We start from the raw sequence: 16,634 nt of genomic DNA, 5'->3' as shown, positions 1-16,634 counted from the left end.
CCGACGCTAGCCTGCCCGGTCCGCCGCCCCGGCAAGACCCTGCCGTCGCGTGGCGGGGCCGTCAGTCGCGGGGATCGGTGTCGGGGAGCGTCGGCGCGTCCGTGGGGTAGAGGCCGGCGGCGAAGCCGTACACCTGGTCGCCGGCCCGGGGGATCTGCGCGAACCGCCGGGCCAGCGCCTGCACCTCCGCCCAGAACTCGCGGACGTCCTCGATCGGGATACGCGCGTGCACGAGCGTGCACCGCAACTCGTCGGCGGCGTGCGCGGCCGCCGCTTCGGCGGCTGCCTCGGCGAGCCCGTTCATCCGGGACACCACCTGCTTGTCCTCCGCCCGGCTGAGCGCGCCGACGTAGTAGGTGCGGGCCACCCGCCCGTAGAACCGCTCCTCGATGGCGCGTACCCGCCGGGTCCGCACCACGCGCAGCAGACCGGCGTCCACCAGCTGGTTCACGTGGTACGCGACGCTGCTCTTCGGCCGGTCGACGGCGCGGGCCATCTCGTTCACGGTGGCGGCGCGCTCCAGGAGCAGCTCCAGCAGCGTGCTCCGCAGCGGGTCGGCGAGCGCGCGCAGCTGCTCCGGAGCGGTGACCACGAGCAGGTCGTCGAGGTCGTAGTCCGGGATCCGCTGATTGACCGACATTTCTCGACCGTTCTAAGATTCTGGTTCGTTCGATAACTCTGGTCTGACAACTCAGGAGTGTAGTGATGGCCGAGATCGTGCTCTTCCACCACATTCAAGGGCTCACGGACGGCGTCCGCGCCCTCGCCGACTCCCTCCGGTCCGCCGGGCACACCGTCCACGCCCCCGACCTCTTCGACGGCGAACGGCCGGCCACCATCGAGGACGGTGCCGCGCTGACCAAGCGGATCGGCGGCGACGTCCTCGACCGGCGCGCCGACGCGCTCGTCGCCGACCTGCCCGCCGGCCTCGTCTACGCGGGTGTCTCCTGGGGTGCCGCCATCGCCCAGCGGCTCGCCCAGACCCGGGCCGGCGCCCGCGCCGCCCTGCTCTACGAGGCCTGCCTGCCGGTGACCGGCGAGTGGGCGATCGGCCCGTGGCCCGACGGGGTGGCGGTGCAGGTGCACGGCATGGAGCACGACCCGTTCTTCGGGCTGGAAGGAGACGTGGACGCCGCCCGCGAGCTGGTGTCGATCGTCGGTCCCGAACGCGGCGAGCTGTACGTCTACCCCGGCGACCGGCACCTCTTCACCGACAGTTCGCTGCCCTCGTACGACCCCGAGGCGACAGCGCTGGTGGTGAGCCGCAGCCGCGAACTGCTCGACCGGCTCACCTGAGGAGCGCGCGGCTCTGCGCGCAGCCGGGCCCTCGACGCCGAATCAACGCCCTCCCGCCAGATCCTCCACGTCGGCGAAGCTCGCCACCCGGTCGCACTCGCCCTCGGTCAGTTTGTTGATCAGCGCCTTGGCCGCCTGCGCCTGGGCAGTGGTGGGCAACGCACCGGCCAACAGGTCCGGTAGGACCAGCTCGTAGCCGACCCGGGCCCGCGGTGAGTAGCGGTGACGGCTGCGGGTCACCGCTGTCGCCACCCGGAGCGCGTGCTCGTTGCCGCGCGGCACGTGCGGGCGGTCCTGTTCGCGCGCGCCGAACCGCATCCGGTGGCGGAACTCGCACACCTCACACGTGATCGGCCCGGCAGTGAGCCGCTCCCGGCAGGCGGGACAGGTCAACCGGTCCACCGCACCGTCCACGGTCCGCCAGTCGTACGCCCCGGGGTCGTCCACGACGAGCCAGGCCAGCTCACATTCCTCCGGCGACCCCGGGACCACGTCCAGCTCACCACGCAGCCGCTCCCAGGCGTCGCGGATCTCGCCTTCCAACCGCGCCACCGCCGCGGCCAGCGCCGGACTTCGCCACGGCCTCAGCTCGTCCACGCTCCGGCCGGCTACCGGTACTGTGCGATCTGGATCAGGTTGCCACAGGTGTCGTCGAACACCGCGGTGGTCACCGGACCCATGTCGACCGGCTCCTGGGTGAACAGCACGCCGAGGCCCCGCAGCCGGTCGTGCTCGGCGGCGACGTCGTCCACCGCGAACTGCGTCAGCGGGATCCCGTCCGTCGCCAGCGCCTCCTTGAACGCCTTGGCGGCCGGGTGCGCGTCGGGCTCCAGCAGCAGCTCCACGCCGTCCGGCGCGTCGGGCGAGACCACCGTCAGCCAGCGGTACTCCCCGGTCGGCACGTCGGTCTTCTTCACGAAGCCCAGCACCTCGGTGTAGAAGCGCAGGGCCCTGTCCTGGTCGTCGACGTACACGCTGGTGAGGTTGATTCTCATGGGTTCTCCTGGATGGGTGCGGCGGACCTGAGCCAACGCTCGGTGATGGACCGCAGCGGGCGGGTGTCGAGGTGGTGGAACTTGTAGCGACCCTGGCGCCGCGTGACGATCAGGCCGGCGGCCTCCAGGACGTCGAGGTGCTGGGAGATCGCCTGCCGGGACGAGCCGACCTGGTGCTTGGTGGCCAGCCGGCCGCAGATCTCGAACAAGGTCTGACCGTCGCGCTCGGTCAGCTCGTCGAGGATCAGGCGCCGGGTGGGATCGGCCAGCGCCTGGTAGAGATCGCCCACGTCACCCACCATATGCAAGTAGCAGCTTGCCTATCAAGAGGCTGCACACCATCGGAGGACGTCATGCCCGGATACATCCTCACCGGCACCCCCGGCTCCGGTAAGACCGCGATCCTGCGGCACCTGGAGATCGACGGCCATCCCGTCGTGGAGGAGGCCGCGACCGACGTGATCGCGCTTGACCAGGCGCTCGGCCGACCGGAACCGTGGCGCGAGCCGGGCTTCGCCGAGCGGGTGCTGGATCTCCAGCGGAGGCGCCGGCGCCGCGCCGACACCCATGCCGACCTCGTGGTCTTCCACGACCGCTCACCCGTCTGCACGCTCGCGTTGTGCCGCCACCTGGGGTTGACGCCGCCGCGCGCCCTGCTCGACGAGATCGAGCGCATGACCGTCGAGCGTCAGTACGAACGGACCGTCTTCTTCGTCCGGAATCAGGGCTTCGTCGAGGCGACCGCGGCCCGGCGGATCAGCTTCGAGGAGTCGCTCGTCTTCGAGCGGATCCACGAGCTGACGTACCGCGAGGCGGGATTCGATCTCGTCGACGTGCCCGCCGGCACGCTGCCGGCGCGGGTGGCGGCGATCAAGCGGGCCGTCGACCAGTAACATCTCCATGTTTTGATTTCTCACGGGGAGGAAAACCGCATGCGGAAGATCGCGGCCGGCGCCTTGATGGCTCTGGCCTTCTTGATTCCGGCGGCGCCTACGGCGGCCCAGGCGGCAACGCCGGGGCTGAACGAGGCATGCCAAACGGTCGAACGCAAGGTGTACAAGGACATCCGGGAACTCGTCACCATCGACCTGGACACAGCCGACGTCGGCCAGGTGCGGCTGCTGGCCTACCGGATTCTGGATGCGGCGAAGGCCGACTCGTTGACCGTCCTGCCCGGCGCGATCGAGGAGCGGCTGAAGGGCACCTCGGACGATCTCCGCGCGTTCCTCAAGGACGACGTGCAGGACGTCTGGTCGAGGGATCTGCGCGTCGCAGTGGCCCAGTCGTTGGCCGGTGCCGGGACCAACGTGCGGGCAGCCGCGCAGAAGTTGCTCGACAACCCGTCGACCGACGCCTACCTGGCCTACCTGAACAACGGCCTGTACGCCGCACGTGAACTCGACTGCGCGTCGCAGCCCACGCCGACGCCGTCGTCCCGGCCCACGTCGGCGCCGAGCGCCACGCCCAGCGCCACGACGACTTTCGCACCGCCCCCTGCTCCCTCCGCCAGCGAGGGTGCCCCCGGCGGCGAGGGCGGCGAAGGCGGTGGACTGCCCGTGACCGGTGCCGACAGCGTGACCGTGGCCGGCATCGGCGGTGCGCTCCTGCTCCTCGGCGGCGCGGCCTTCGTGATCGGACGCCGTCGGCGCTCCCGCTTCGTGGCATAGCTCCATCGGCGCGCCCAGCTCGACGTCTCATCGGGCTGGGCGCGCTCGTCTTTCGATAACCTTCGTGGATGTCGTCGATCCGCGCGGTCGCCATCGCCGTACCGCGGCGTGGCGACGACGTCCTCGTGTTCGAGTACCACGACTCCACGAAGGACGAGACGTTCTACCGCCCCTTGGGCGGGGGGATCGACTTCGGCGAGACGGCCGAGGCGGCCGTACGACGCGAACTGCGCGAGGAACTCGGCGTCGAGCTTCTCGACGTGCGCCTCCTGGGCGTTCTGGAGAACCTCTTCCACGCCTTCGGCCGCGACGGGCACGAGATCGTCTTCAGCTTCGACTGCCGGCTCGCCGACCGGTCCCTCTACGAGCGGGACGCCGTCGGTGAGATACGCGACGACGCGGGCACGAAGGTGATGTGGCGATCGCTGCACAGCTTCGACGCCGGTAGTCCGCTCTACCCGGCCGGCCTCGTCGAGTTGCTTCGCGGCGAGATGAACCGGTCGAGGATTCCGTTGTCGCAGGCGGTGCCGCGCGTGGAGCTACGCCCCTGAGGCGTCTGCCTCGGCGGCCTCGATCGCCGACGTGAAGTCGGGGCCGGCCCCGATCTGGGCGAGCAACACGTTCGCCGCGTTGTAGCAGTTGAAGGTCTCGACTTTCCCCTCACGGAGGTACCAGAGATCCGCCGTCGGCACATCGATACGGTTACCGGTCGGACGGATGTCGCCGACCGGAGTGGGGAAGGCACCCAGATGCGTCCCCTGAATTCGTAGTTCGACAGCGACGACGTCACCGATCACATGAACGCCGAGCAACTCCCGGTGCACATCGGGAAAGATGCCGGCGAAGCCCGTCAACGCCTGCGGAATCTGATCCCCGCGGAAGGTCTGCGAATTCGGCACGTCGTTGAACGTCCCGTCCTCGGTGAACAGGTCACGAAAACCCGGGCCGTCGAGCACGCTCCCCTCCGCCAACCGGTATGCCTCGCGTACCACCTCTTCGTTACTTCTCACGTCTGCGCCTCCTCGGCGGTTGGTGTCGCGCTCTCATCGATGCGCTCCGACGAAGCTAGCAAGTTTTTGACCATATGGTCAATAACGTAGGCTCGGTCACATGCCGCGGCCCCGCAAGTTCGTCGAGAGCGATGTCGTCAGCAGCGCGAGCGAGGTGTTCGCGGTGCACGGCCTCGCCGCGACGCTGGACGACCTGGTGCGAGCGACGGGCCTGGGAAAACAGAGCTTGTACAACGCGTTCGGCGGGAAGCGGGAACTGTTCTTCCGGGCCCTCTCCGAGGACCGGGAGGAAGCGACGCGCGCCGTCTCGGAAGCACTCGGACACGACGCCGCGTCGCCGCTGGAACGAATCCGGGGTCACATGCTCACGATGGCGATCGAGTTCAGCAGCGGTGATCGGCGGATCTCGCTCACCACGCGCGCGCTGGTCGACTCGACCGGCGAGGAGGATCCCCTCTCGACCGTCACGAAGGCCGGCATCGAGCAGCTCGCCGGGATCTACGCCCAGTGCCTGGAGCATGCGCGGGACAACGGGGACCTCCCGGAGGACGCGAACGTGCAGTCACTGGCGGTGTACTTCGTCGCCATCACCCGAGGGATGGAGTTGCTCGGGCGCGCCGGCGTGGGCCGCGCCGTTCTCACCGCTGTCGCACTCGATGCGCTTCGCGTGCTCCACGGTCAGCGGATGGGCGAGGCCGGTGGACGGACGCGGTTCGGGGAACCGCCGGCAGCTGAGGACTGACCTTCGTCCGGCCGAGACGCGTCTTCGGTGCCGTATCGCGCGACCATGGTTCGGACGGCCTCCTCCACGACCTCGGTTGCGCGGGCAGGCGTCACCGTCCAGTCCGGGAGCAGAAGGTTCGGCCAGAACAGGTAGTTGGAGATCATCCCGAGGAACTGCGTAGCGGCCATCTCCGGGTCGGCGATGTCCGCGATCCCCGCGTCGCGCTCGGCCAGCAGGTAGATCCGGACGGACTCGAAGTACGGCAGCTTGCCCTGCGAGAAGTGTGCCTTGGCCAGCTCGGGAAAGCGTGGCAGCTCGGCGATGACGATGCGGAACAGGTCGGTCATCTCCGGCTGGCTCACCAGCGTCGCGTAGCGCCGTCCCAGAACGGTCAGGCCGGCCGCCAGGTCACCGGCGGGCGGCACGTCGGCGACGTCCTTCTCGGCCCACGAGTCGACGACGATGGCATCGAACAATGCCGCCTTCGTCGGAAACTGCTTGAACAGCGTTGCTTTCGACACGCCGGCACTGTCGGCGATACGCGCCAGTGATGCCCGGTCGTAGCCCAACTCGAGGAAGAGCTCAGTGGCGGCCTGGACGATGAGCGCGCGCTTCTCCTCAGCCACACGCTGGTGATAGGCCGACGGCGCTGGGGTCATCCACCCATCATAGCGAGGTGAGTGGGTTGACTCACCACCAGAGGGGGCGTAGCTTCGGCATGGTGAGTCGCTCGACTCACCGCCCGGTCTCGGGTTGACGTCCCTCGTACACACTCGGAGGATCCGATGTCCCGCTTCGCCGATCAGACCGTTCTCGTCACCGGCGGCACCGGTGGGCAGGGGGCCAGCCACGTTCGCGCCCTGCATGCCGAAGGCGCCAACGTCGTCATCGCCGACATCGACGCCGAGCGTGGCGCCGGCCTCGCCGCCGAACTGGGAGACGGGGCGCGTTTCGTCCGCCTCGACGTGTCCCGGGAGGAGTCGTGGGCCGCCGCCGTCGCAGAGACCGAGAATGCCTTCGGCGCGCTCACGATCCTGGTCAACAACGCCGGGGTGCAGAACCCGCCGGCCCTCATCGAGTCCACCGACCCGGCTACGTGGGCCCGCATCCTCGACATCAACCTCACCGGCACTTTCCTCGGCATCAAGGCAGCCGCCCCGGCGCTGCGGCGCGCGGGGGGAGGAGTGATCGTCAACATCGGCTCCACCATGGGCATCGGCGGTACCGCCTTCTACGCGCCCTATGTCGCCAGCAAATGGGCGGTTCGAGGACTCACGCAGACCGCCGCCCTTGAGCTGGGCCGCGACAACATCCGCGTCAACGCGATCCACCCCGGCGTCGTCGCCACTCCGTTCATCACCGAGCCGGCAGCCGGCAGCGACGCCCCGATCGCCGACTTCTACTCACCCGAACCGTTCGCCGTCCCGCGACTCGGGCAGCCCGCCGACATCACCGCGCTGCTGTTGTTCCTCACGTCGCCGCACGCGGCCTTCATCACCGGCGCCGAGTACGTCATCGACGGCGGACTGCTCCTCGGCCCCGCACTGCAGAAGGAAGCCGCATGAACCCCGCGGACCAGCACGGTGAGCGCAACGCGCCTGACCCGCTGGCGCACCTGCCGCACGAGATCAGACGCGCCATCGAGATCACGCCCGCGGCCGGAACCCGCGAACGAATCGTGGACATCACCACCACCGGCCGACGTACCGGACGACCCCGCCGCATCAAGATCTTCTTCTATCGCGCGCACGGCGCGACCTATCTCTGCAGCGGAGCGGGCGGAGGCGCGACCAGCTGGTACGCGAACCTACGAGCGAACCCCGCTTTCACCTTCCACCTCAAGAACGGCATCAGAGCGGACCTGCCGGCGCACGCGACCACCGTCACCGACCCCACGGAACGGGCCGCAGTGATCGCGGCCATCGTGGACGACCTCAACCAGCCCCACGACCCGGGCACCATCAGACCGACCCGTCCAGACGACTGGGCCGCCAGCAGGCTGATGCGAATCGACTTCGACTGAGCCGCTTCGGATGTCGTGAAGCGGTGAACGAGACAGGTACGACGCACCCGGGACCGAGGTCAACCGGGGAAAGTGCTGGTGGAGCCCAGGGGACTCGAACCCCTAACCCCTGCCTTGCAAAGGCAGTGCTCTGCCAGTTGAGCTAGGGCCCCGTGACGGTGCTCAGCGCAGGTCGGGCGCCGTGGTCGCCTCGTGCCACAGGGCGCGCTCGTCGTTCGAGGCCTTGACCTTCTTGGCCACGACGGCGGCCACACCGACGATGCCGGCCAGGATCAGGAGCTTCTTGAACATGTGCTTGACCCCTCGCGCTCGACTGTCGTCGGACGATGTGCGGTGGGGCTAGCTGGAATCGAACCAGCGACCTCAGAGTTATCAGCTCTGCGCTCTAACCGACTGAGCTATAGCCCCGCGTAGCGACGAGCTAGGTTAACCCATCGCCTCCACCGCGCCCAAATCGGGGGTCCGTGGTGGAAGCACCCGCGCCATCTCGAACCTACCCGGACGCACGACGCCGGGGCGACCGCTTTACGCGGCGCCCCGGCGTCGGATTGATCAGTCCCGCTCGGCGAGCGTCAGCTCGATCCCGCCGACCAGGTCGGCGCAGACGTTGTAGACGAACGCGCTGAGCGTGGCCAGCGCGGTGAACAGCACGACGTTCACCAGGCCGATCAGCGCCGACGTCAGGATCACGCCCTTGGCGGTGATCCGGAAGCCGCCGCCACCCTGGCCGCCACCGGCGTTCACCAGGTCGGTGAGGCTGTCGTTGACGCTCTTGAACACACCCATGGCGTCCAGCGCCAGGTAGAGCACCGACGTCGCCACGACGACCACGATGAAGAGCACCACGGACACCGCGAAGGCGAACTTCATCACCGACCACGGGTCGATCCGCTTCAGGTTCAGCCGGGCCCGTCGCGGTCCGCGCGACGCGGCCGAGCTGACCGAGGTACGCGCGGCGCGTACCGCCTCACCCACGCGCGCGGCGCCGACGGCCGCCGCGCCGCTGATGCCCGGCGGCAGGCCACCACCGTTGGCGGGGCGGGCCTGGGCGCTCGCGGCGCCGCTCGGGCGCGAGCCGTCGGGCGACGCCTTCGGGGCGGTGCCCAGGCCGGCGCCGATCCGCGGCTGCGTGCCGGTCGTCCCGGTTGAGGCCCGGCCGGCAGCCGACGAGGGCTTGATCGGCTGGGTGCTCGTGGCGTTCGCGGGCTTGGCGGCCGGTGCGGCCAGGCCGTCGGCCGACGTCGGCGCGTCGACCTTGGTCTCGGCCGAGTCCCGGGGACCGGAGTCCTCTCCCGGCTTGTCCGGAGGCGGGGCCATGCCGGGAGCCCGGGTGAACTTCGGGGCAGGCGCGTCGGCGGGAACCGTGGCCCGGCCCACAGCCGCGCGGCCGGTCGCTGGTGTGCCGCCCTGCGCGGCCTCCTCCTCGACCGGAGTGGCCGAGGTCCCCTTGTTCCCCGACTTCGCCTGTGTCTCCGTCATCAACTAGTCCTGTTCGTCAGGCTCGTCGGCATTGCGAGCAATCGCCACGATAGTCACGCCGTCCGGGAGGTCCATCAGCTTGACCCCCATTGTGTTCCGGTCACGCGTACGGCGTACAGGCTTCACCGGAGTCCGGATGACGCCGCCGTTGCTCGTGATGGCGAACAGCTCGTCCTCCGGATCGATCACGACCGCGCCGACCAGGCCACCGCGTCGCTCGGTGATCTTCGCGGTCAGCACGCCCTTACCTCCCCGGCCCTGGACCGGGTATTCCTCGATCGGGGTACGTTTCGCATAACCCCCGTTCGTCGCGACCAGAACGTCCAGACCCTCTCGCACCACCTCGACGGCGAGCAACTCGTCCTCGCCGCTGAAGCGCATGCCGATCACCCCGGAAGTGGCCCGGCCCATCGGGCGCAGCGCCTCGTCGGTGGCGTTGAAGCGGATCGCCTGGGCGTTCTTCGACACGAGCAGCAGGTCGTCCTCCGGAGCGACCAGGACCGCACCGACCAGTTCGTCCTCATCGCGCAGGTTGACCGCGATGATGCCGCCGGAACGGTTGGAGTCGAACTCCTCGAGCCGCGTCTTCTTCACCAGGCCGTTCTTCGTGGCCAGTACCAGGTAGGGGGCCACCTGGTAATTCGGGATTTCAATGATCTGCGCGATCTGCTCGTCGGGCTGGAACGCGAGCAGGTTGGCCACGTGCTGGCCCTTGGCCACCCTACTGGCCTCGGGAAGCTCGTACGCCTTCGCCCGGTAGACCCGACCCTTGTTCGTGAAGAACAGGATCCAGTCGTGGGTAGAGCATACGAAGAAGTGGCTGACGATGTCGTCCTGGCGGAGCGTCGCCCCGCTGACGCCCTTCCCGCCGCGCCGCTGCGACCGGTAGAGGTCGACCTTGGTCCGCTTCGCGTACCCGGTGCGGGTGATCGTCACCACCACGTCCTCGCGGGCGATGAGGTCCTCCATCGAGACCTCGCCGTCGAACGGGACGATCTTCGTGCGCCGCTCGTCGCCCCACTTCGCGACGATCTCGCCCAGCTCCTCCGAGACGATCTGCCGCTGCCGCTCCGGCTTGGCCAGGATGTCCTTGAGGTCGGCGATCTCCAGTTCGAGCTTCGCCAGGTCGTCCAGGATCCGCTGCCGCTCCAGGGCGGCGAGCCGGCGCAGCTGCATGTCCAGGATCGCGGTCGCCTGGACCTCGTCGATGTCCAGCAGCCGGATCAGGCCCTGCCGGGCGTCCTCCACCGTGGGCGAGCGGCGGATCAGGGCGATCACCTCGTCCAGCGCGTCCAGCGCCTTGGACAGACCGCGCAGGATGTGCGCCCGCTCCTCGGCCTTGCGCAGCCGGAACGCGGTCCGCCGCCGGATCACCTCGATCTGGTGCTCGACGTAGTAGCGGATGAACTGGGCCAGGTTGAGCGTGCGCGGCACACCGTCGACCAGCGCCAGCATGTTGGCGCCGAACGTCTCCTGGAGCTGGGTGTGCTTGTAGAGGTTGTTCAGCACCACCTTGGCGACCGCGTCGCGCTTGAGCACGAGCACGATCCGCATGCCGGTACGGCCGGAGGACTCGTCGCGGATGTCGGCGATGCCGGCGAGCTTGCCCTCCTTGATCAGCTCAGCGATGCGCTCGGCGAGGTTGTCCGGGTTGACCTGGTAGGGCAGCTCGCTGACCACGAGCGCCGGCCGGCCCCGCTTGTCCTCCTCCACCTCGACCACGGCGCGCATCCGAATCGAGCCGCGCCCGGTCCGGTACGCGTCCTGGATGGCCGCCTGGCCGACGATCAGGCCGTGGGTCGGGAAGTCCGGGCCCTTGACGATCTCCAGCAGGGCTTCCAGCGTGGTGGCCTCGTCGGCCTCCGGGTGCTCCAGGCACCACTGCACGGCCGCGCCGATCTCGCGCAGGTTGTGCGGCGGGATCTTGGTGGCCATGCCGACCGCGATGCCCTCGGAGCCGTTGATCAGGAGGTTCGGGATACGCGACGGCAGGATGGTGGGCTCCTTGGCCCGGCCGTCGTAGTTGTCCTGCAGGTCGACGGTGTCCTCGTCGATGTCCCGCAGCATCTCCATCGCCAGCGGGTCGAGCTTGCACTCGGTGTTGTGGCTGACGAATCCGTCGGAGACGAACGAGTGATCCTCGGTGTCCACCCGGATGCTGTAGACCGGCTGCACTCCCGCGTCGGTGACGTCGGTCACCTCGGCGTAGTAGAAGCGGCCGTCTACGAGCGGTTCGACCACGTCGAGGATGCCCGGCTCGGTGATCCGGGCGGCGATCTCGTCGCGGTCCCGCTCCCAGCGCTCGATCCGGTCCACGTTGTGCCGGCGCAGCCAGTCGCGCTCGGTCCACCGGCTCGCGCCGTGCTCGCGGACGAAGTCGCCGACGAACGGCACGTGATCGCCGGAGAGCGCGGTGCTGCTCGCCGGCACCTGGGCCAGCTCGGATTCCAGTTTGGCCTGCTTGCGGCCGAGGAAGCCGACGTGAGCGGCGAAGATCCGGGCGTCCCGCCGGTTGGTGACGACGACCTTGATCTCGCCGTCGTCGTACCGGCACTGCCGGCTGACCACGCCGAACTCCAGCAGCAGCTGCTGCACCTCGCGGGCCAGCCGCTCGCTGCGGGTCGAGTAGGAGACCTGGATCGTGTGGCGGGGCAGCAGCGACGACGAGCCGTCGCCCTCGAACAGCGCCTGGAGGAAGGCCCGCTTGACCGCGGCCGGTCCGCGCCAGACGAACTCCGGCACGAACTTGCCGGCGCTCCGCGCGCCCACCATCTCGCCGAGCACGCTCGCCCGCAGTGCGGAGAGGTTCTGTACGTCGAGTTCGTGCAGCGTGCTGCCGGAGGCGATGACCCGCTCGGCGACGTACCGGGGGCCGCCGACCGCGATGTCGTAGGCGGTGAGGACCCGGACGAAGAACTCCCGGTCCACGTTGTTGAAGCCGGCCCGCTGCTCCGACACCCAGCCCTCGGACACGAACGCGCCCGCGAGCACGGCTGCCTCGACGTGCTCCAGCATCGGGTAGCCGATCTCGTCCGGCACCGTGCGCTGCAGGACCACCCGGTCGCCCGGGGCGATCTCGGCGAGCAGCTTCCACAGCAGGGTCGGCACGCCGGCCACGTTCACCAGGCAGAGCACCGGGTGGTTGTGGGTGCCGGTCAGCTCGTACCCCTCGCGGGTGCGCAGCCGCAGCGTCGGGTGCTCGCCGGAGTGGAAGAACCTGCTGGCGCGGACCAGGTCACCGTTGCGGTCACGGACCTTCAGGTCGACGTCGGTCTCGCTGCTCGGCGCGGCGTCCGGCACGATGTCGCCGATCCGGACGGTGCCGTCGACGGTACGAACCCGGGCATCTGCCGTGAGGCAGTAACGCATGGCGGCGGCCGGATCGTTTCCGGGCGAGCCGAAGTTGCCGTTGCCGTCGACCAGCGGGTAGCGCAGCGACCACGGCTGCGCCATCCGGACCAGCGCGTCGTAGATGGCCGAGTCGCCGTGCGGGTGGAACTGGCCCATCACGTCACCGACGACGCGGGAGCACTTCACGTACCCGCGGTCCGGCCGGTAGCCGGAGTCGAACATGGCGTAGAGGATCTTGCGGTGGACCGGCTTGAGCCCGTCCCGGACGTCCGGCAGGGCCCGCCCGACGATGACGCTCATCGCGTAGTCGAGGTACGAGCGCTGCATCTCGACCTCGAGGCCGACCGGCTCGATGCGGTCGTGCTGGACGACCGCCGCCAGTGTCTCCGGGGTCTCCGGCTCGTTCGGGGTGGACTCGGGAGTATCGGTCACTGTTAACCCTTATCAGACTCAGAGTCGTGGTCTCGCTGTGGATAACGGCTGTGGAAAGCGGCCAGACTGTGGATAACTCTGTGGACTGCCGGGCCGGCCGGTGGATGTCCGGCCGGCCCGGGCGCGTCCGTCAGATGTCCAGGAACCGCACGTCCTTGGCGTTGCGCTGGATGAACGACCGGCGAGCCTCGACGTCCTCGCCCATCAGGACGCTGAACAGCTCGTCCGCGGTGGCGGCGTCGTCGAGCGTGACCTGGCGCAGCGTACGCGTGGCCGGGTTCATCGTGGTCTCCCACAGCTCGGGGTAGTTCATCTCGCCGAGACCCTTGAACCGCTGGATGTCGTCCGGGCGGGCGTTGGGCTTCTTCTGCTGGCGCAGGGCGATCAGCCCGTCGCGCTCGCGGTCCGAGTACGCGTACTGGGCGTCGTCACCCTTCTTGTTCCACTTGATCTTGTAGAGCGGCGGGGCGGCCAGGTAGACGTGGCCCAGCTCGACCAGCGGCCGCATGAAGCGGAACAGCAGGGTGAGCAGCAGCGTCTGGATGTGCTGGCCGTCCACGTCGGCGTCGGCCATCAGCACGATCTTGTGGTAGCGCAGCTTCTCGATGTCGAAGTCGTCGTGGATGCCGGTGCCGAGCGCGGTGATCAGCGCCTGCACCTCGGCGTTCTTGAGCACCCGGTCGATCCGGGCCTTCTCGACGTTGAGGATCTTGCCGCGGATCGGCAGGATCGCCTGGACGCGCGGGTCGCGGCCCTGCTTGGCCGAGCCGCCGGCCGAGTCGCCCTCGACGATGAAGACCTCGGACTCGCGCGGGTCGGTGGACTGGCAGTCGGCCAGCTTGCCGGGCATCGAGCCGGACTCCAGCAGCGACTTGCGCCGAGCGAGCTTGCGCGCCTGCTGGGCGGCGATCCGGGCCCGCGCCGCCTGGGACGCCTTCTGGATGATGATCTTCGCCTCGGCCGGGTTGCGGTCGAACCAGTCGACGAGCGACTCGTTGCAGACCCGCTGCACGAAGCCCTTGACCGGGGTGTTGCCCAGCTTGGTCTTGGTCTGGCCCTCGAACTGCGGGTCGGTGAGCTTGACCGAGATGATCGCGGCCAGGCCCTCGCGGATGTCCTCACCCGAGAGGCGCTCGTCGCCCTTGAGCAGCTTGCGCTCCGCGCCGTAGCGGTTCACGACGCTGGTCAGCGCGGCCCGGAAGCCCTCCTCGTGGGTGCCGCCCTCGTGGGTGTTGATGTTGTTGGCGAAGGTGTAGACCGACTCGCCGTACGACTCGTTCCACTGCATGGCGATCTCGACCGACATGCCCGTCTCCTCGGCGCCGAACTCGACCACCGTCTTGTGGATCGGGCTCTTGGAGGCGTTGAGGTGCCGGACGAAGTCGGCGATGCCGCCCTCGTAGTGGAAGGTGACCTCGCGGGTCTTGCCGTCCTCGTCCTCCGGCACCCGCTCGTCGAGCAGGTGGATGGTGAGGCCCCGGGTGAGGAAGGCCATCTCCTGGAGGCGCCGGTAGATGGTGTGGAAGTCGAAGTCGACCGTCTCGAAGACGTCCGGGTCGGGCCAGAAGGAGACGGCCGAACCGGTGCGGTCGGTCTCCTCACCCTTCTCCAGCGGCGTCGGCTTGGAGTGGTTGTACTGCTGGCGCCAGACGAAGCCGTCCTTGTGGATCTCCACGGCCATCCGGGTGGACAGCGCGTTCACCACGGAGACGCCGACGCCGTGCAGGCCGCCGGAGACGGCATACGCCTTGCCGTCGAACTTGCCGCCCGCGTGCAGCACGGTCAGGGCGACCTCGACACCCGGCTTCTTCAGCTTGGGGTGCAGGTCGACCGGGAAGCCACGGCCGTTGTCGGTCACCCGGACACCGCCGTCGGCCAGCAGCACCACGTCGATGGTGTCGCAGTGCCCGGCCAGCGCCTCGTCCACCGCGTTGTCGACGACCTCCCACACCAGGTGGTGCAGACCGCGCTCGCCGGTGGACCCGATGTACATACCGGGCCGCTTCCGGACCGCTTCGAGGCCCTCGAGAACGGTGATGGACTCGGCGCCGTACTTCTTGTTGTCCTCCGCTGCCACCCTCGGCCACTTTCTCGCACCGGCCGCGCGTGGGCGCGGGGGCGCGGGTTCGGCGGACAGGACGCGACGTCGGCGCGCATGGACCGCCCCTGGGATCGCCAGGTCGGATCATGTGCGCCGGGCGCCGCGGTTGCCCGCGGATCGCGATCGGCTCGGACCCGATGCGGGACTATGATCGAGGGCCCACCGGGCCCCTGTCCGTCGCTCCGTCTCGGGTCTTTCGTCTCGCCCCCAATCTTACTGTGCGGAGCCGACCAAACCGCCACTCGGCACCCTCTCCGAGGCGGCTGAGAATGCCGTAGCCGGACGAACCGCGCCGCCCACGACTCCCCCTACACGCCATTGGGGCGGTGCCGCGCCACCGGCCACCGTGAGCCGCGACGGTCATCCGACCGGTGATCGGCGGCTGCCCCGACCGGGGGTCGCGGCCGGGCCCGGCGTGCCGTAGCTTTTGCGGCGCCGCCGTTGCGGTCTTGATCTTTTGCGCCCGGAACCGGGACGATCGTCGGAGATGGTCCGAAAACGCTTGGTGAGAGGTGACGCCAGATGGGGCTGGACAACGTCGCGGTGCACTGGCCGCGAACCGGCCGCTTCTACGATCCGGTCGCGCCGGCTGAGTTCGTGGACTTCGGCGAGATCGTGGACGTGCCCCGGATCTCCGCGCCGACCGCGGCGCTCGCCGAGCTGATCGCGAAGACCGGCACGGTACGCGCGACCGCGTACACCGAGTTGGTCGACCTGATCCTCGGGCTGGAAAATGTGCTCTACGCCACGGAGAACGCGGTCGAGGACGAGGATCCGGTGATCGACCCGGACGGCTGCTCCTGGATCGCCGAGGGCGTGGAGAAGTTCGTCGCGCGGCACCGGCCGTACGGCGAGGCGGTCACGTTCGAGTCGGTGAGCGAGGTGCTCCGCGCGCTGCTCGGCGACGGGCGGCTGGCCGAGCAGCAGCTCCGCTGGCTGGACAGCCGGCTGGACCGGCTGCGGGACGAGAGCGGCGACCCGCCGCAGTGGAACTTCACCTGCGCCGAGCTGAGCGTGCTCGCGGCCTTCTACCGGCGCTGCGCGGAGCGCGGCTTCGCGGTCTACGCCGACGCCTGACCCGGCGGCGCAGCGCCGGGAGAGGACGTGGCCCGGTTGGCGGCGGCGATCACCTCGGTCAGCGCCGAGTGCAGGTGCCGCAGGTCGGCCAGGGGCAGGCCGAGGCGCTGCACGATGGCCGGCGGGATCCGCTCGGCCTGCGCCCGCAGCGCCTGCCCGGCGGCGGTGAGCGAGACGGCCAGGCTGCGTTCGTCGGCGGCGTCCCGCTCCCGCCGGATGTAGCCGGCCGCCTCCAGCCGCTTGAGCAGCGGCGACAGCGTGCCGGGGTCGAGTTGGAGCAGCCGGCTCAGATCCCGCCCGGACAGCGGCGCGTGCTGCCAGAGCGCCAGCATGACCAGGTATTGCGGGTGGGTGAGCCCCATCGGCTCCAGCAGCGGGCGGTAGACCGCGACGACGCTCCGGGCCGCGACGGAGAGCGCGAAGCAGACCTGCTGCTCCAGCGCCAGGGGATCCTCCTCGATGCCGTCGGTCACCCTCGT

General features: G+C 69.4%; 19 protein-coding genes and 2 tRNA genes. 8 read left to right on the top strand and 13 right to left on the bottom strand.

Annotated elements, in window-relative coordinates; genetic code table 11:
- Positions 1-61: 61 nt before the first annotated feature.
- The gene (locus tag V6U82_RS12845; protein ID WP_334461026.1) at positions 62-640 is read right to left on the bottom strand and encodes a helix-turn-helix domain-containing protein; all 579 of its coding nucleotides are present in this window, start codon (positions 638-640) and stop codon (positions 62-64) included.
- A gap of 65 nt (positions 641-705) precedes the next feature.
- Between V6U82_RS12845 and V6U82_RS12840 the strand changes: the two genes are divergently transcribed.
- Positions 706-1,296: a dienelactone hydrolase family protein gene (locus V6U82_RS12840; RefSeq protein WP_334461025.1), complete on the top strand. Its 591-nt coding sequence runs from the start codon at positions 706-708 to the stop codon at positions 1,294-1,296.
- Between the two features lie 42 nt (positions 1,297-1,338).
- On the opposite strand, the gene V6U82_RS12835 is transcribed toward V6U82_RS12840, so the two are convergent.
- From V6U82_RS12835 to V6U82_RS12825, 3 genes are read right to left on the bottom strand one after another with little or no spacing between them, the layout of a single operon-like run.
- Positions 1,339-1,893, bottom strand: a complete 555-nt coding sequence (locus tag V6U82_RS12835; protein WP_258545002.1) for a hypothetical protein — start codon at positions 1,891-1,893, stop codon at positions 1,339-1,341.
- A gap of 11 nt (positions 1,894-1,904) precedes the next feature.
- Entirely contained in the window at positions 1,905-2,291 is a 387-nt protein-coding gene (locus tag V6U82_RS12830; protein ID WP_128137629.1) for a VOC family protein, read from the bottom strand.
- A complete protein-coding gene (locus tag V6U82_RS12825; RefSeq protein ID WP_128137630.1) occupies positions 2,288-2,593 on the bottom strand; it encodes an ArsR/SmtB family transcription factor in 306 nt (101 codons plus the stop codon). The genes V6U82_RS12830 and V6U82_RS12825 overlap by 4 nt, the downstream gene beginning before the upstream one ends.
- Before the next feature lie 51 nt (positions 2,594-2,644).
- Between V6U82_RS12825 and V6U82_RS12820 the strand changes: the two genes are divergently transcribed.
- The 3 genes from V6U82_RS12820 to V6U82_RS12810 all read left to right on the top strand — a co-directional run bounded on the left by V6U82_RS12820 (position 2,645) and on the right by V6U82_RS12810 (position 4,509).
- A complete protein-coding gene (locus V6U82_RS12820; protein ID WP_334461024.1) occupies positions 2,645-3,184 on the top strand; it encodes an AAA family ATPase in 540 nt (179 codons plus the stop codon).
- Between the two features lie 39 nt (positions 3,185-3,223).
- A complete protein-coding gene (locus tag V6U82_RS12815; protein ID WP_334461023.1) occupies positions 3,224-3,958 on the top strand; it encodes an LPXTG cell wall anchor domain-containing protein in 735 nt (244 codons plus the stop codon).
- Positions 3,959-4,026: 68 nt separating this feature from the next.
- Positions 4,027-4,509 (top strand): NUDIX hydrolase, encoded by a 483-nt coding sequence (locus tag V6U82_RS12810; RefSeq protein WP_334461022.1) that lies wholly within the window; start codon positions 4,027-4,029, stop codon positions 4,507-4,509.
- Here V6U82_RS12810 and V6U82_RS12805 read toward each other — a convergent pair.
- The gene (locus tag V6U82_RS12805) at positions 4,498-4,968 is read right to left on the bottom strand and encodes an ester cyclase (protein ID WP_334461021.1); all 471 of its coding nucleotides are present in this window, start codon (positions 4,966-4,968) and stop codon (positions 4,498-4,500) included. The genes V6U82_RS12810 and V6U82_RS12805 overlap by 12 nt on opposite strands.
- A 100-nt stretch (positions 4,969-5,068) precedes the next feature.
- Here V6U82_RS12805 and V6U82_RS12800 point away from each other — a divergent pair, with 100 nt between their 5' ends.
- On the top strand, positions 5,069-5,710 hold the full coding sequence (locus V6U82_RS12800; protein ID WP_334461020.1) for a TetR/AcrR family transcriptional regulator: 642 nt from the start codon (positions 5,069-5,071) through the stop codon (positions 5,708-5,710).
- Here the strand turns inward: V6U82_RS12800 and V6U82_RS12795 are convergent.
- Positions 5,647-6,351 (bottom strand): TetR/AcrR family transcriptional regulator, encoded by a 705-nt coding sequence (locus V6U82_RS12795; RefSeq protein ID WP_128137634.1) that lies wholly within the window; start codon positions 6,349-6,351, stop codon positions 5,647-5,649. The two genes, V6U82_RS12800 and V6U82_RS12795, sit on opposite strands and share 64 nt — an antisense overlap.
- A gap of 126 nt (positions 6,352-6,477) precedes the next feature.
- On the opposite strand from V6U82_RS12795, the gene V6U82_RS12790 reads away from it, so the two are divergent.
- Positions 6,478-7,257: an SDR family NAD(P)-dependent oxidoreductase gene (locus V6U82_RS12790; RefSeq protein WP_334461019.1), complete on the top strand. Its 780-nt coding sequence runs from the start codon at positions 6,478-6,480 to the stop codon at positions 7,255-7,257.
- Positions 7,254-7,715: a nitroreductase/quinone reductase family protein gene (locus tag V6U82_RS12785; RefSeq protein WP_334461018.1), complete on the top strand. Its 462-nt coding sequence runs from the start codon at positions 7,254-7,256 to the stop codon at positions 7,713-7,715. The genes V6U82_RS12790 and V6U82_RS12785 overlap by 4 nt, the downstream gene beginning before the upstream one ends.
- 76 nt (positions 7,716-7,791) lie before the next feature.
- Here the strand turns inward: V6U82_RS12785 and V6U82_RS12780 are convergent.
- The 6 genes from V6U82_RS12780 to gyrB all read right to left on the bottom strand — a co-directional run bounded on the left by V6U82_RS12780 (position 7,792) and on the right by gyrB (position 15,054).
- Positions 7,792-7,867, bottom strand: a tRNA-Ala gene (locus V6U82_RS12780).
- 10 nt (positions 7,868-7,877) lie between these two features.
- Positions 7,878-8,006, bottom strand: a complete 129-nt coding sequence (locus V6U82_RS12775) for a DLW-39 family protein (RefSeq protein ID WP_013283222.1) — start codon at positions 8,004-8,006, stop codon at positions 7,878-7,880.
- Between the two features lie 43 nt (positions 8,007-8,049).
- Positions 8,050-8,123 (bottom strand) — tRNA-Ile (locus tag V6U82_RS12770).
- 144 nt (positions 8,124-8,267) lie between these two features.
- Entirely contained in the window at positions 8,268-9,194 is a 927-nt protein-coding gene (locus tag V6U82_RS12765; protein ID WP_334461017.1) for a DUF3566 domain-containing protein, read from the bottom strand.
- A 3-nt stretch (positions 9,195-9,197) separates the two neighbouring features.
- Entirely contained in the window at positions 9,198-12,977 is a 3,780-nt protein-coding gene (gene gyrA, locus V6U82_RS12760; protein WP_128137070.1) for an intein-containing DNA gyrase subunit A, read from the bottom strand.
- A 130-nt stretch (positions 12,978-13,107) separates the two neighbouring features.
- On the bottom strand, positions 13,108-15,054 hold the full coding sequence (gene gyrB, locus V6U82_RS12755; protein ID WP_128137069.1) for a DNA topoisomerase (ATP-hydrolyzing) subunit B: 1,947 nt from the start codon (positions 15,052-15,054) through the stop codon (positions 13,108-13,110).
- A 546-nt stretch (positions 15,055-15,600) separates the two neighbouring features.
- Here gyrB and V6U82_RS12750 point away from each other — a divergent pair.
- Positions 15,601-16,155, top strand: a complete 555-nt coding sequence (locus tag V6U82_RS12750) for a hypothetical protein (RefSeq protein WP_128137068.1) — start codon at positions 15,601-15,603, stop codon at positions 16,153-16,155.
- Here V6U82_RS12750 and V6U82_RS12745 read toward each other — a convergent pair.
- On the bottom strand, positions 16,140-16,628 hold the full coding sequence (locus V6U82_RS12745; protein WP_334461016.1) for a MarR family winged helix-turn-helix transcriptional regulator: 489 nt from the start codon (positions 16,626-16,628) through the stop codon (positions 16,140-16,142). The two genes, V6U82_RS12750 and V6U82_RS12745, sit on opposite strands and share 16 nt — an antisense overlap.
- Positions 16,629-16,634 lie beyond the last annotated feature (6 nt).

This window comes from Micromonospora sp. CPCC 205554, from assembly GCF_036902745.1.
GTDB lineage: Bacteria > Actinomycetota > Actinomycetes > Mycobacteriales > Micromonosporaceae > Micromonospora > Micromonospora tulbaghiae.
This window is presented reverse-complemented; position numbering and strand designations above follow the sequence as displayed.